A 1,821-nucleotide genomic window follows, 5' to 3' on the forward strand; every position below is an offset into this window, starting at 1 on the left:
TCCCTCTATGAAGAATCACTTTTCTCTTAAATGCTCGCGTTTTCTTAGAATTTGACCATGTTGCATAGTTAAAAGACAACTTATTCATGGATTTCATTTGAAGGTGATGAAAATTATGGGGCTACAGGAAGCGCAAAAACATCCTCACCTAAACCCCTTCTCTGTAAAAAGTGGTTAATCCGGTAAAGTATGGTTGCACCTATGGATCTCCACATTGGCTCATGGTGGTCAACCCTCCCATGTCTCACAGAGTCTACGCTCCCACATTCCTTCATTCAACCTGTCCATGAGGTGGAGGTCAGATATGCTGCCCGACAGGATCTTCGTCCGTATGTTAGTTCCGTTCCGACTCATCCGTGCTTTAGTTGTCAGTTGTTTGTTACGACTTCAATTTCTAAGATGCTGCTGTATTTAAGCTGCTAGTGGTACTTCCATGAATCGAGGGATATCCTGCATCATTTTTTCTTCACTAAATTCATGTCCCTTTTTCATGATGCCGAACAGGATCCGAATAAGCTTGTTACACAGGGCGATGAGAGATTGCATCTTTTTCAGCGGATTATCTGGCCGCTTGGTGTAATACTCGTGCAATGCTTTAAAAGCTCCGTTCTTCGCTACCAGTGGCATCACGACACGGAAGAGCAAGGCTCGAAGTCGCTTCCTGCCTCTCTTCGTAATTTTGGTCTGTCCTTTGTGTTTGCCCGATGTATTTTCCCTTAAGTTTAATCCTGCGAGTTTTACGATCTGCTTGGGATGTCGGTACTGACGGATGTCACCAACTTCAGCCAGGAATCCGGCTATTGTATCCCGACCAATCCCTTTAATCGCCAGCAATTTCTGAACATATGGGATTTGCTTCATCAGCTCTTCCAATTTTGCATCAAGCTCTTCGAACTTACATTGGAGCAGTTCGTACTGTACCAATAGTAGCTGAAGCTCCATCTTAGCTAACTCTGCACCTTGTTTCATGCCTATTGAACGACTGGCCGCGGCTTTCAGACTCTTCACGCGTCCCAGGCCGAGTCCACGCTTTGCAGCTTCCCTTAGATGTCCCAGCAAAAACTCGTCTGACCTTGAAACAAGTTCATGCGGCAGCAAATAAAGGCTGAGCATTTGAAGGGCCGACTTGCATTCCCAATCCTTAAAAACTGTAAGGAATTCCGGAAAGTACCGATCCAGCCAGTTATGAACACGTCCTTGTACTACACGCAGGTCAGTCGATAGATGATCGCGAATTTTCATGGCTTCCCGCAGCTCTGCATAGATACCTTGGGGAAGATTCGGTACGGCGTATCTTCCATCTTTGACTAGCTGTGCGATGACTTTAGCGTCTTTGATGTCATTCTTGGTCGGTGAGTTGTCATCCAATTCTTTGCTTTTCTTCACATGCAGTGGGTTCACCACGACGCATAAAACTTGTTGTTCTTTTAGGTAATGTGCAAGGTTCAACCAGTAATGACCAGTCGGTTCCATACCGACTATGACCTCCTTGCAGGTCTGTTCTTTCATGATCTTCTGATACCAGCCTACGAATAATTCAAACCCTTCCCGACTGTTCTCAAAAGCAATTGGCTTCCCATACTCGACCCCGCGGAAGTCTTGTGCGCGAGCCACATGTTTGAACTTTGCAATATCTACACCCACGATGAGTGTAGTAGAAGTGATTTGATTAATTCGTTCATTTTGAGTAGAATGCATCTTGTAGTCTCCTTGGTTTGTTTTTGGTTCCGGTCGCTGGCTAGCATATGGGACCCATAAACATCATACCAAGGAGTCTTTTTGTTTCTCAAATCTCATATTTCTTCATTATAGGAATGCTGC

1 protein-coding gene is annotated in these 1,821 nt (G+C 44.9%); it reads right to left on the bottom strand.

The features are described from left to right. Positions 1 to 411: 411 nt before the first annotated feature. A complete protein-coding gene (locus LQV63_RS31185; RefSeq protein ID WP_233699647.1) occupies positions 412 to 1,698 on the bottom strand; it encodes an IS110 family RNA-guided transposase in 1,287 nt (428 codons plus the stop codon). Positions 1,699 to 1,821: the final 123 nt, after the last annotated feature.

Origin of the sequence: Paenibacillus profundus, assembly GCF_021369635.1 — a bacterium.
Classification (GTDB): domain Bacteria; phylum Bacillota; class Bacilli; order Paenibacillales; family Paenibacillaceae; genus Paenibacillus_B; species Paenibacillus_B profundus.

What these genes read in the sequence shown, in the direction of transcription:
- LQV63_RS31185 (WP_233699647.1), bottom strand. Translation starts at nt 1,698, where the DNA reads ATGCATTCTACTCAAAATGAACGAATTAATCAAATCACTTCTACTACA.